We start from the raw sequence: 12,179 nt of genomic DNA, 5'->3' as shown, positions 1-12,179 counted from the left end.
CCGAGCCAGGCCGTGCCGCCCTGGATCATGTAGTAGCCGACCGCGCACAGCATGAGCTGCAACACGATCGCCGGGCCGGGGGGGGGGGGGGGGCCCCCCCCCGCCCCCCCCCCCGCCCCCCCCCCCGCCCCCCCCCCCCCCCCCCCCCCGCGGGGGGGGGGGGGGGCCCCGCCCCCCCCCCCCCCACTCCTCGCTTCGGCGCTGACCGGGCCGCCTCGGCGCAGCGCTTCGCCGCGGCCGCCAGGTCACCGGCGCGCTACCGTCTCCCTCATCCGGGCGTTGCCGCCCTCCCTGTCCTTCCCCGCCCGGCGCTTGGTCGGTCAACCGCGGTCGTCAGTCGCCCGGGGGCGTTGCGGGAGTGGTCGGGGTCGAGGTCGCCGTCGGAGTCGGGGTCGGCTTGCCCGAGGTCGCCGGGCGTGGGCGTTCGACCACCGTGCGGTTGAGGGTCACCTGGGCCTGGCCCGTACCCCCGAGTTGGATGTCGTCGTAGGCCTGTAGGGCCTTGGCGTCGTCGAAGTAGAGCACCGACATCTGCAGCGGGGTCGGTTGCTCGCCCTCCAGGCCGCGGAGGCCCGCGCCGCCCGTGGAGCCTTCGACCAGGACGCGGCTCGGTTTCGGGACGGTCGGCCCGGCGGGGAGCATGCGGATCTCGCGGTGGTGCAGGTGGCCCGCGAGGATCGTCGGGCAGACGCCGTTGAGGGCCGGGGCCGACTCCGGGTCGTGTACCAGGCAGACGTCGGCCGGCTTGCCGCTCGCCTTGATCGTGGCCGCCAGGCGGGCGCCGGCGTCGTACACCTGCTCGATGACCTGCCGTGAACGGCCCGAACCGGTCGGCGACGTCTCCTTGTCGGGAGTGAAGCGCGGGTCGCCGATGCCGGCGATGCGCAGGCCGGCCACGTCGACCACCTGGTTCTCGAGGACGATCGCGTCGCGCTGGCGGCCCACCGCCGCCGCCGTCACGGCCGAGTCGTGGTTGCCGCGGATGTAGACGTACGGGACGCCGAGCAGGGAGATCGAGCCGACGTAGGTTGCCTCCGGCTCGGAGCCCCAGTCGGTGATGTCCCCGGTGTCGATCACGGCGTCGATGTCGAACTGCTCGACCACCGTGCGGATCGTGGGCCACGCCGACGGGTTCAGGTGCAGATCGGAGACGTGCAGGATGCGGATGCCCCCGTCGACCTGGTCGGAGATCGGCAGCTTGTTGACCGTCGTGTAGATCCGGCTGACGTTGGCGACGATCGCCTTGAGCTGCTCGGCGTACTTGCCGTAGTCCTGCGCGATCCGCCGCGCGTCACCGACGATCGCGGGGGCGTTGACCAGCAGACCCTCGTACCGTGGCTGCTCGATCGAATCGGGTCGTATCGTGCCGGCGGCTATCCCGAAGGTGCTCGCGGTGACAGCCAGGGCGACGCCGCCACACCACGCCGCGCGCCGGGTGCTGCGGAAGACCAGCAGGCCGATCACGACGGCGCCGAGGACCGAGACAGAGATGGTACGGAAGCCGAGCCGGAGGATGCCCTCCTGAAGGTCGTCGACGACCGTCTGGCTGGCCCGGTTGATCGCGGACGGGTCGCTGATCAGCGCCTGGGTGCGGCCCTGGTCGAGGGCGCCGAGCCGGACCGTCAGCCGCAGCGGGCCGTCGTGGCTGTTGATGTGCAGGGCACCGAGGGGCGGGATGACGACTTCGGTCTCGCCGCTGGTCGCCGGGCGCACCGACATCTCCGCCTGGAACGGGCCGATGTCGGTTTGCGCGCGGGCGCCGAGGAGCACGCCGACGACCAGGCCGACGAGGGCGACGCCGAGGATCGCGAAGGCCACGCCGGTGCGCCGGGTGAACCGGGACTTCGCGGCGCCGCGCACGGCCGACCATGCCCTGGCCGACCGCTTGGGCTTCGGCTCATCCTCCTGAGGGGTCACGTGATCCATATTTACCCGCCGTGTGCGCGGTCAACTCTTTCCCGCGCCGCCGTCGGAGAACACGAGGCGAAGGATGCGGTCGTCGTCGGGCTCCGGGTCGCCGCGGCCGTCTTTGTTGGAGGTGCTGACCCAGAGCGAGCCGTCGGGTGCGGCGACGGCTGCGCGCAGGCGACCGTACTCGCCCTGCAACAGCGCCCGCGGCGCACCCAGGATCGTGCCGGCGTTGGTGAGCTCCATCGCCCACAGCCGCTCGCCGCGCAGGCAGGCCGCGACCAGCACCCGGTCGATGATCGCCGCGCCCGAGCAGGAGGACTCGCTGGTCGGCCAGGTGACCAGCGGGTCGACGAACTTGCCCTGGTTGGCCCCCTCGGCCTTGCCCTCGACGGTCGGCCACCCGTAGTTCTTGCCCGGCTGGATCAGGTTGATCTCGTCCCAGGTGCTCTGCCCGAACTCGGTGGCCCAGAGCCGCTTGCCGGAGTCCCAGGCGATGCCCTGCACGTTGCGGTGCCCCAACGACCAGACGAGCGAGTTGGGGAACGGGTTGCCGGGCGCCGGCTTGCCGTCGGGGGTCATCCGCAGGATCTTGCCGCCGAGGCTGGCCTTGTCCTGCGCGAGCCCGCGCTCGGAGGCGTCGCCGGTGGTCACGTAGAGAAAGCCGTCGGGCCCGAACTCGACCCGACCGCCGTTGTGGATGCCGGACAGCGGAATCCCGGTCACGATGGGCTGCGGCTGACCACCCAACGTCATCTTGGCAACGCGATTGTCCTCGGCGGTCGAGTAGTAGACGAAGATCGTCTTGTCGGAGGCGTACTTCGGCGACACCGCGATGCCGAGCAGCCCGCCCTCACCCTGGGCGTCGACCCCGTCGAGCGTCGCCACGGTGCTCACCTTCAGCCCGTTGGCGTCGGACTCGGGGCCGACCTTACGGATCTGGGCGGTATCGCGTTCGGTGACCAGCGCACTGCCGTCGGGCAGGAACGCGATGCCCCACGGCACCTCGAGCCCCTTGGCGACGACGGAGACGGCGACCGACTGGTCGAGCCCGCCGCTGGTCTCCGACGGGTCGGCCGAGGGCTTGGGCAGGTTGGGCGGCTTGCCCGCGGCGTCGGGCTCGGGCGGCCCGAACGCACAACCGCCGGCCGCGAACAACAGAGCAGCCACAACAACGCCGGCAAACCCGCGGCGTCGGCGTCGTCGGAACGAGGGATGGCCGGTCACCCGGCACAGCCTAGCGGGGCTGCCTGACAAGTCGGTGCGCATGCAACAACGGAGCCACGCGGCGGGTCCGCGGTTCCCTCGGGCCTCAGGCGTCGACCAGCGGCTCGGACACGATCCACAGGTGGCCGAAGGGGTCGGCGAACCGTCCGTCTCGCATGCCGTAACCGTGGTCAGCGACCGGGAAGACGGTGCTGGCTCCCGCGTCGACGAGCGCTTTGGCTGCCGCGTCGGCATCGGTGACTCCGAGATGCATGATCACGGGAGTCCCGCCCAGCGAGGTCGGAGCGCGGTCGCCGTCGTCCTCGTCCTTGAGGTGGATCCGTGAGCTGCCGATGGTGAGCTCGGTGTGGATGATCCGGCCGTCGTCGTCGGTGTAGCGCCGGCCTTCGGCGGCGCTGAGCGCGCGCTGGTAGAAGGCCACGGCTTGGGCGCCGTCCGCGACTACGAGGCGCGGGATCACTTCGGTCACGAGTTCCATCAGGTCATCGTCTCTTGGCTTGGTGGTCACCGCTCGGACGAATCGCACTGTCCGTCGTCCCGAGCCGGGGCAAATCCTGTGGTCCTGGGTTCGCGGTGGGCGCGGCCGTCGCTCCCGGCGGGATCCGCGGCAGCCACAGCGCTGCCCCTGCCACCGCCGGCCCAGCCGGATCGCGGCAGCCGCCGCGTGCCCCAGCCACCACCGCCGGCCCGGCCCGACGTCCGCAGCCGCCGCGCTGCCCAGCCACCACCGCCGGCCCGGCCCGACCTCCACAGCCGCCGCGCTGCCCAGCCACCACCGCCGCCCGGCCCGACCTCCGCAGCCACCGCGCTGCCCAGCCACCACCGGCCCGGCCGGACCGGCCGGACCGGCCGGACCTCGGCCGCGCGGTGTTTAGCCGGCCGTCTGGATCGCTCGGGTTGCGCTCTCTTCTAGCCGCCGGCCACCGACGGTAGGACCTGGATCTCGGCGCCCGCTCGGACTGGGGTGTCCAGGCCGCCTGAGCGGCGGCAGTCGTCTCCGTCGACGTAGATGTTGACGTAGCGGCGTAGGGCGCCGCGTTCGTCGCGGAGGCGGCGGTCGAGGCGTGGCCAGCTGGCGGCTACCGCGTCGAGGACCGTGCGTAGCGAGCCGTTCGCGTCGACCGTCAGGCGGCTTTGGCCCGCGGCCTCCGCTCGGAGCACCCCCGGCAGCAGGATCGTGACCCCTGCGGTCATAGCTCCGCCGCTTTCACCGTCAGCACGTCCGGTAGGTGGCTGGCGACCTGGACCCAGGACTCGCCCTCGTCGCGGCTTGACCAGACCTCGCCTGAGCGCGTGCCGAAATAGACGCCCGCGGGGGTGGCGTTGTCGGCACACATCGCGTCGCGTAGGACCGTCGGGTAGAACGGGTCCGTGGGTAGGCCCGCTGACAGCGCCGACCAGGAGGTGCCGGCGTCGGTCGAGCGGAAGACGCGGCAGCGGTGGTCGGGTGGGAAGCGCTCGCTGTCAGCCGCTAGAGGGAACGTCCAGACGGTGGACGGGCGGTCCGGGTGGGTGACGATCGGGAAGCCGAAGTCGCTCGGTAGGCCCTCCGCGATCGACGACCACGTGGCGCCCTCGTCGTCGGAGCGGTAGACGCCGCCGTGGTTCTGGGCGTAGAGGCGGGTGGGGTCGCCGGCGTCGCGGGCCACCTTGTGCACGCACTGGCCGAACTCGGGGTAAGGGTCCGGGAAGAAGCCCGCCTTGATGCCCTTGTTGGCGGGCGACCAGGTCGACCCGCTGTCACTCGTGCGGTAGACACCGCCCGTCGACATGGCGACCAGGACCCGGGCCGGGTCTTCGGGGTGCGGCAGGATCGTGTGGATCGCCTGGCCGCCGAAGCCGGCACCCCACTCGGTGCGGTGCGGGTGGTCCCATAGCGAGCGGACCAGGGTGAACGTGCGCCCGCCGTCGTCGGAGCGGAACAGCGCCGAGGGCTGGGTGCCCGCGTAGACCACGTCGGGCTCGCTCGCCGGGCCGGGCGCCAGCTGCCACACGCGTACCAGTGAGGTGTCGGTGTCGGCCGGGAACGCGACCGGCGCCTGGTCGGGCTCGGACCAGGTCTTGCCCAGGTCGTCGCTGGTCGCGACGCTCGGGCCGAAATGGGAGCTGTCGACGCCGGCCAGTAGTCGCGGCGTGGCGCGACGGCGGTCGATGCCGACCGCGTAGATCGATGTCATCGCGAAGTGTGGCCCGCTGACCTGCCAGTCGACCCTGTTGTCACTGGTCGCCAGGAACAGGCCCTTGCTCGTGCCGATGGTCAGGAGGACGGTCATGGGCAAGAGTATGCGCGCGACCACCGACAGAAACCGGCCGAAGCGAGGGTGGGAAGATGGCCGACATGAACAAGGTACGTTTCCGCCCGCACCAATCGATCTTGATCGCCGCGTTCATCGCGTTCGTCGGCATCCTGCCGATCGCGTTCGGGCCGAATCTGCCCTCCGACATCGTGTCGACGGACGAGGGCTCGCCGGTGCGGTGGATGTTCGTACCCCTGTTGATCATTCCGATCGCCGTTCTTGTCTGGGTGTTGCGCTCCGGTACGGACGCCGACGCCTCCGGGATGCGCGTTCGCGGCCTCTTCGGGAGCAAGCGGATCCCCTGGTCGGAGGTACGCGAGCTGGCGACCGACAACCGCGGGCGCGCGGTGGTTCTGCTGCGCGACGGGTACGCCGTCACACTCGCGTCGGTCCGCCGCGACGACGTCAGCCGGCTGGTCGAAGCCAGCGGCCAGGGCATCGTCTGGCAGAAGAACACCCAGTAGCTAGGACGGCGGCGACAGCCTCCCGGCCATCAGCCGCTGCCACCAGCAGCCCGCAGCAGCGGATACAAGGCCTGCGCGCCCGCAGCTATGAGGGCCGATCCGCAAGCTGCCAGACGCCCTCACCGCCAGCAGCGAGTGGCCCGGCACCGCAAACACGGCGGCCCGTGGCCCGATCGCTACAAGGGTCAGCGTCCGGCGGAGCAGCAGGGCCGGAGACGTGCTCAGTACCCGCCGACGACCTCGTTCACCAACGGCTCGCCCGCCACGAAGCGGCGGAGCTGCTCCCCGATCAGGCGGTACGCGCGTGGGTGCAGCCCCCGGACCGATCCCGCGACATGTGGCGTGATCAGCACGTTCGGCAGGTCCCAGAGCGGATGGCCGGCCGGCAGCGGCTCGGGCTCCGTCACGTCCAGCGCCGCCCCGATCCGCCCGGTCGACACCTCGGCGACCAGGGCGTCCGTGGAGACCACCGGCCCGCGGGCCGCGTTGACCAGCAGCGCGCCGTCCTTCATCGCCGCCAGGAACGAACCAGAGACCAGGCCACGGGTTTCCTCCGTCAGCGGCACGATCACCACCACCACGTCGGCGGCCGGCAGCAGCGACGGGAGCGACGACACCGGATGGACCCCGTCGCGGGCCGTCCGGGCCACCGACGTCACCGTGACCTCGAACGGCTCCAGCCGCGCCTCGACCGCCGCGCCGATCGAGCCTGCGCCGACGATCAAGACGTGCTTGCCGGCCAGCTCGTCCGTCGGCGCATAAGTCGCATATGACCACTCGTGTCGCGCTTGGGCGCGGGCGAAGCCCGGGAACTCCCGCAGGTACGACAGGATCGCCGTCAGCACCCACTCCGCCGTCGAGGAGTCGTGTACGCCCCGCGCGTCGTGCAGGCTGACCTCCGGCGAGAGGTGGCCGGACCACGCGTCCGCGCCCGCGCTGAGCAGCTGCACCACCCGCAGCGCGGGCATCTCGGCGGCCAGCCGCACCGAGTCGGACAGCGCGAGGAACGGCGGCACCCAGAACACCAGGTCGGCCGGGTCGGACGGGAGCGCGTCGGGGCGCTCGGCGATCTCCAACGTCACCGAGGCCGGCACCGCGCCCATGAGATCACGGCCGTGCTGGTGGGGGATCCAGACCTTCACGCGCCTCACGCTACGTCAGTCGGGCAGCGGAAGATCGACGCGGGTGCTCGGCTGAAGAATGTCGTACCCGGAGACTACGGTCTCGGCATAGGTCACCTGACGGCTGTCGAGATACTCCCGCACCGCCTGACTCTCCGCCGAACCGGTCGGCAGGGCGAAGGTCCGCGTGGGCGCCTCGGCGACCGCCTGCTTATAGGGCTGGTACCGGTCGAAACCCGATCCGAGATCAGCCGCGATCACCGCACACCGCACCCGTTCGGAGGAGATGTAGGCGATGTAGTTGCAGGTCCAGTATTCCGAGTAGACGGCGGTCACCCCGCGCCGGTCGAGCTCGGCGAGCAGGCCCACCTGCTTGTCGTCGAGGGCGGCGATCCGCGGCAGTTCGTGCACGACCATGCCGGTCGCCACGAGTGAGAACGCGCAGACCACCGCCAGACCGGCCGCACCGAGCCAGCGGGTGACCCGGCCGCGCAAAGTCCACAGTGGCCACAGCACGGCCGGCGTCGAGATCAGCAGGCAGTGCAGGTAGCGCCCGCTCTCCATCGGGGTGTTCCCGGCGGCGTTGCTGCGCGCGTAGACCACCAGGCTGACCAGCGCGGCTCCGACGAGCGCCAGTTGCCCCGCCGCGCGTAGACGATCGGTCCGAAGGGTTCGCCACGCGACGAAACCGGCGACAAGCAGCAAGACCAACCAGGCGGGCGCCCACCAGAGTTGCCAGGGCTCGCAGCGGCCCGGTGCGCACAGGCCGGTCGCCAGCGGGACGCCGGTCAGCACGCCGCCGTGCAGGCGGTCGGCCCACGACGCCTCGACGCCGCCGCCGTTGAGGCCGAGGAACGTCGGGATCGCGCTGTGCCGCCACGACGAGGTCAGGTCGTGGATCACGAGCGGCGCGGCGCCGAGCAGCACACCGCCCGCCAGCGCGATCCAGGCGCGCTTCGCGGGCTTCTTGAGCAGGAGTACGCACGACGCGGCCGCGAGATAAGGGAGGACCAGCCAGTCGACCCACAGCATGAGGCCGGCGATCAGGCCGAAGGCGGCGTACCCGACGGTCCGGGGCCGCACGGCCAGCCCGACGGCGAGCAGCATGAGCGCGGCGCCTGCCGGGTTGATCTCCGGATAACCCCCGCCCGAAATGAGCTGATTTTTCAGGACTCGGTCGGATCCCAGCGCCAGCAAGCCGACGACGAAGGTGGCGAACCACGGCGAGTACAACCGCCGCGTCAACGCCCACATCGCCGTCAGAAAGGCCGCGTAGAGCACCAAGTTGGGCAAGCGCAGCGCCAGCACGGACCCGTTGGCCAGCGCTACCAACGGCGCGGCCAGGTAAGCCTCGAGCGTGCCCATGTAGTTCTGGCCGTAGAAATAGACCGGCAGCCCGTTGCCCTGGCCGATGTGCAGCGCCGCGAGGCCCATCGTGCCCTCGTCGCTGTTCGTCGGCGGGGCGTCGGCGAGGAGCACCGCGATCCGGAAGCCGAGACCGGCCAGCCCGAGCGCGAGGGCGGTGAGCACAGCGGCGCCCGGCCGGCGCCGGCCGGAACCTGGCGACACTGCGGGCGTGGAGGTCTGCGCGCCGGTCAGGATCGCCACGCCGGGCAGTCTCTCATGATGCCGCGCCCAGCGTGAGCGCCTGGTGCGCAGATGGATCTTGCCCCGCTGGTCGAGGCTTCCACAGCCACTTCCTCATCGAGGACAACACCGCCTCTTCGAGGACAACCCCGCGGCCGAGGACAACGCCACGGCCGAGAACAGCACGGCGGCCGCGAACAGCACCGCAGCCGAGGACAACACCACGACCGAGAACAGCACCGCCGCCGAGGACAACACCACGGCCGCGAACAGCACCACGGCCGAGGACAACACCGCACTCAAGGACGACACCGCGCCGGCCGTCGAAAGGTTCGACGCCGCACCGGGAACACGTACCCTCTGTGACGTGGGTTTCACTGTCGAAGACGCCAACGGAGTCCTGGCCGACAACTTCGCGCCGTGGGTGCGCGATCTCGGTCTGGTGGTCGAGCACGTCGAGCCTGGCCAGGCGACCCTCAGGCTGCCCTGGTCCGACCGGCTCGCCCGCGAGGGTGGCGCGATGAGCGGCCAGGCGCTGATGGCCGCCGCCGACACGGCCACCGTGATCGCGATCTCGGCCGCCCGGGCCGCCTTCGTGCCGATGACCACGGTGCAGCTCGGGGCGACCTTCCAGCGGCCGATCGCCGGCGTCGATGTCCAGGTGTTCGCGAAGGTCACCAAGCTCGGCCGCACCCTGGCCTTCGCCGACATCACCCTGACCCCCGACGGGGCCAGCGCACCCGCGGCCCAGGCCCACACGGTCTACGCGCTGCTGGGTTGACCTGGGGTAGATCTGTCGGCGTAACTTTCCGCGAGGTGCACTCGTTGACAGTGTGAGGCGCGGTATCTTGTCGCCGCGACTCCCCCGGCCCCTCCACCCAAGGGGATGACCACCGTGTCATCTACGTCCCCACAGCTGCCCCGGTTCGTGCGGATCGTCGCCATCGCCGGGCCGCCCACGGCGGCCCTGGCGACGCTGATCTGCGCGGGTGCGGGGCTGCTGCCGGCGCTGACCGCCCTCGCGGCCGCGACGGCGCTGACGGGCGCCGTCGGCACCTACCGGCTGGTCCAGCTCGCGCTGCGCATCCACGCCCGCGTGCACTCGTTCGGCCCGTGCCGCGGTGCCGGCTACCTGGGCATGGGCGCGCTGGCCACCGGCCTGTCCGTGGTGCTCCTGCCCGTGGCGCCGCCCGGCCAGCGACCGATCATCACGGCCATCGGTCTCGCCTTCGCGTCCGTGCTCTACGTGATCGGCCTGCTGCTGCTGCCCGGCGCCGCCACCAGCACGCACGCCCGGCTGCGCCGCTGCTTCGACGGCCTGAGCCTGGGCATCAGCATCGCGTTCGCCGTCTGGCTGCTGCCGCCGCAGGGCCCGATGCCGGCCGCCGCGCTGGCCGCGGCCCTGATCGGCTCGTTCGGCCTGGCCACCGCCACGGTGATCGTGCTGCGGGTGGTCGCCTACCGGCGGGCGGCGTGGCTGTGCGGCGCCGGGGTCGGCATCGCACTCGGCGGCGTCGGCGCGTTGGCGATCGTCCTCGCCTACGGAGGCCCCGACTGGGCGCTGCTGGTCGCCGGTGCGGCGGTCGCCGTCAGCCCGGGGCTGATCCTGGCCGGCGCCGCGCGCACCGAGGCCGGTGTGGAGCCGCCGACGGTAGGCGAGCCCGAGTCGCACCTGTCCGCGTACCCCTTGTTGACCGTTCCCGCCGTCGTCGCCACCCTGGCCGCCGCCTGGCACCTGGTCACGGTCGGCCAGTTCGACAAGACGTCGATCGTGCTCGGCCTCTCGGTGATCCCGACGGTGGTCGCGCGGGAGGTGTTCGCGGTCTCCGACGTACGCCGGTACGCCAAGCAGCTGTCCACACAGGAAGCTCACTTCCGCTCGCTGGTGGCCGGCGCCGGTGACCTCACGATGGTGGTCGGCGAGGACCTGGTGGTGCGGTGGCAGTCACCCGCCGCGGCCCGGTTGTTCGGACTGTCCGATGCGGACGTCGTGGGCCGCGCCTTCCCCGACCTCATGCACCCCGAGGACGCGGCCGACGTGCTCGCGGTGCTCAACCAGACACTGTCCGACAAGGACGGTGACGACGCGGCCCGCCCGGCACTGGTGCCGGCCCGGCTGCGCGACGGCCACGGCGCCTGGCGCGACACCGAGTCGACGGTCAGCGACCAGCGCGGCATCCCCGAGGTGGCCGGGCTCGTGGTGCACATCCGCGACGTCGGCGAGCGCCGGCACCTGGAGCGCACGCTGCACAAGCTGGCGTTCACCGACCAGCTGACCGGCCTGGCCAACCGGCGCGAGCTCATGCGCACGATCGCCACCCAGCGCTCGGTCGAGGGCCACACCGGCGCCCTGCTGGTGATCGACCTGCACGGCATCGCCGGGGTCAACGACGCCCGCGGCCGCGAGGTCGGCGACGCCGTGCTGATCGAGGTGGGCCGCCGGCTGCGCTCCACGGTCGGCACCGACGACGTGGCGGCCCGGCTGGCCGGCGACGAGTTCGCGGTGGTCACGGTCGAGGGCCCGGTGGTCGCCTATGCCCTGGGCACCCGGCTGCTGACCGCGCTCACCGAGCCGTACCTGCTGCCCGGTGCCACCGTGCACATCTACGTCAGCGTGGGCCTGGCCGAGCTGTCGGGCGGTGACGGCGTCGACGACGTCCTACGCCGGGCCGACCTGGCCCGCCGCCGCGCGGGACAGCTCGGCCGCAACCGCATCGAGTGGTACGACGCGTACCTCGAAGAGCAGCTCGTCCGCCGCATGGACCTCGAGCGCGAACTGCCGGGCGCGGCCACCCGCGGCGAGCTCGACCTGGTCTTCCAGCCGATCCTCGGCCTGCACGACGGCCAGCCGGTCGGCGCGGAGGCCCTGCTGCGCTGGCGCAGCCCGGCCCTCGGCACGGTGCTCCCGAGCGAGCTGCTGCCGGTCGCCGAGGACCTCGGCGTGATCGGCGAGATCGGCCAGTGGGTGCTGCAGGACGCCTGCCGCCGCATCGCCGATTGGGACCCGAGGCTGTGGCTGTCGGTCAACGTCTCCCCCGCCGAGCTGGCCGCACCGGACTTCGTCAGCCACGTAGCCGCGACGCTCGTCGCCAACCGCCTCTCCCCCGAACGCCTGGTGATCGAGATCGCCGAGAGCCGCGTCGGCTCGGACACCCCGACCGTGGTCACCCAGTTGGCCGGTTTGCGCGCGCTGGGAGTCAGGACCGCGCTCGACGACTTCGGCGCCGCCCAGGCCAGCCTGGCCCACCTGCGCCGCCTGCCGATCGACATCCTCAAGGTCGACCGCGCCCTGGTCGGCGAGCACGGCACGAGCCGGCAGAGCGGCGGCATGGCCAAACCGCTGATCGACGTCGTGGTCAGCGTCGGCCGCCGACTCGGCATGGAGATCATCGCGGAAGGCCTGGAGTCCGGCGCCCAGATCGACCAGGCCCGCGCCGCCGGCTGCCAACTCGGCCAGGGCTTCGCCCTCTCCCACCCGGCCCCCGCCGAACGCTTCGAAGCCTTCCTCGCGGAACGCCTGACCCAACCCAACTGACAAACGGCACATCAAGGCCAACATCACGCTGTCCCGGGTC

10 protein-coding genes are annotated in these 12,179 nt (G+C 72.0%); 3 read left to right on the top strand and 7 right to left on the bottom strand.

Features of this window, described 5'->3' with window-relative positions; all coding sequences use genetic code 11:
• Positions 1–333: 333 nt before the first annotated feature.
• The 5 genes from AB0J88_RS39400 to AB0J88_RS39380 all read right to left on the bottom strand — a co-directional run bounded on the left by AB0J88_RS39400 (position 334) and on the right by AB0J88_RS39380 (position 5,408).
• Complete coding sequence (locus AB0J88_RS39400; protein ID WP_364358891.1) at positions 334–1,860, bottom strand: metallophosphoesterase; 1,527 nt, start codon at positions 1,858–1,860, stop codon at positions 334–336.
• A gap of 87 nt (positions 1,861–1,947) precedes the next feature.
• A complete protein-coding gene (locus tag AB0J88_RS39395; protein ID WP_364358704.1) occupies positions 1,948–3,177 on the bottom strand; it encodes a PQQ-dependent sugar dehydrogenase in 1,230 nt (409 codons plus the stop codon).
• 43 nt (positions 3,178–3,220) lie between these two features.
• Positions 3,221–3,613 carry a VOC family protein gene (locus tag AB0J88_RS39390; protein WP_364358707.1) on the bottom strand — a complete coding sequence of 131 codons (393 nt, stop codon included), beginning with the start codon at positions 3,611–3,613 and terminating at the stop codon, positions 3,221–3,223.
• A gap of 431 nt (positions 3,614–4,044) precedes the next feature.
• The gene (locus AB0J88_RS39385) at positions 4,045–4,329 is read right to left on the bottom strand and encodes a MoaD/ThiS family protein (RefSeq protein ID WP_364358710.1); all 285 of its coding nucleotides are present in this window, start codon (positions 4,327–4,329) and stop codon (positions 4,045–4,047) included.
• Positions 4,326–5,408 carry an exo-alpha-sialidase gene (locus AB0J88_RS39380; protein WP_364358713.1) on the bottom strand — a complete coding sequence of 361 codons (1,083 nt, stop codon included), beginning with the start codon at positions 5,406–5,408 and terminating at the stop codon, positions 4,326–4,328. The genes AB0J88_RS39385 and AB0J88_RS39380 overlap by 4 nt, the downstream gene beginning before the upstream one ends.
• A 65-nt stretch (positions 5,409–5,473) precedes the next feature.
• On the opposite strand from AB0J88_RS39380, the gene AB0J88_RS39375 reads away from it, so the two are divergent.
• A complete protein-coding gene (locus AB0J88_RS39375; RefSeq protein WP_364358716.1) occupies positions 5,474–5,896 on the top strand; it encodes a PH domain-containing protein in 423 nt (140 codons plus the stop codon).
• 221 nt (positions 5,897–6,117) lie between these two features.
• On the opposite strand, the gene AB0J88_RS39370 is transcribed toward AB0J88_RS39375, so the two are convergent.
• Together AB0J88_RS39370 and AB0J88_RS39365 are read right to left on the bottom strand one after the other, a co-directional pair.
• Positions 6,118–7,038 carry a 2-hydroxyacid dehydrogenase gene (locus tag AB0J88_RS39370; protein WP_364358719.1) on the bottom strand — a complete coding sequence of 307 codons (921 nt, stop codon included), beginning with the start codon at positions 7,036–7,038 and terminating at the stop codon, positions 6,118–6,120.
• 15 nt (positions 7,039–7,053) lie between these two features.
• On the bottom strand, positions 7,054–8,625 hold the full coding sequence (locus tag AB0J88_RS39365) for a hypothetical protein (protein WP_364358722.1): 1,572 nt from the start codon (positions 8,623–8,625) through the stop codon (positions 7,054–7,056).
• A 43-nt stretch (positions 8,626–8,668) separates the two neighbouring features.
• Here AB0J88_RS39365 and AB0J88_RS39360 point away from each other — a divergent pair, with 43 nt between their 5' ends.
• Together AB0J88_RS39360 and AB0J88_RS39355 are read left to right on the top strand one after the other, a co-directional pair.
• Positions 8,669–9,385, top strand: coding sequence for a PaaI family thioesterase (locus AB0J88_RS39360; protein WP_364358724.1), 717 nt, complete (start codon positions 8,669–8,671; stop codon positions 9,383–9,385).
• A 114-nt stretch (positions 9,386–9,499) separates the two neighbouring features.
• Positions 9,500–12,139 carry an EAL domain-containing protein gene (locus AB0J88_RS39355; RefSeq protein ID WP_364358727.1) on the top strand — a complete coding sequence of 880 codons (2,640 nt, stop codon included), beginning with the start codon at positions 9,500–9,502 and terminating at the stop codon, positions 12,137–12,139.
• The last annotated feature ends 40 nt before the right edge of the window (positions 12,140–12,179 follow it).

This window comes from Asanoa sp. NPDC049475 (assembly GCF_040676915.1).
Lineage (GTDB): Bacteria > Actinomycetota > Actinomycetes > Mycobacteriales > Micromonosporaceae > Asanoa.
This window is presented reverse-complemented; position numbering and strand designations above follow the sequence as displayed.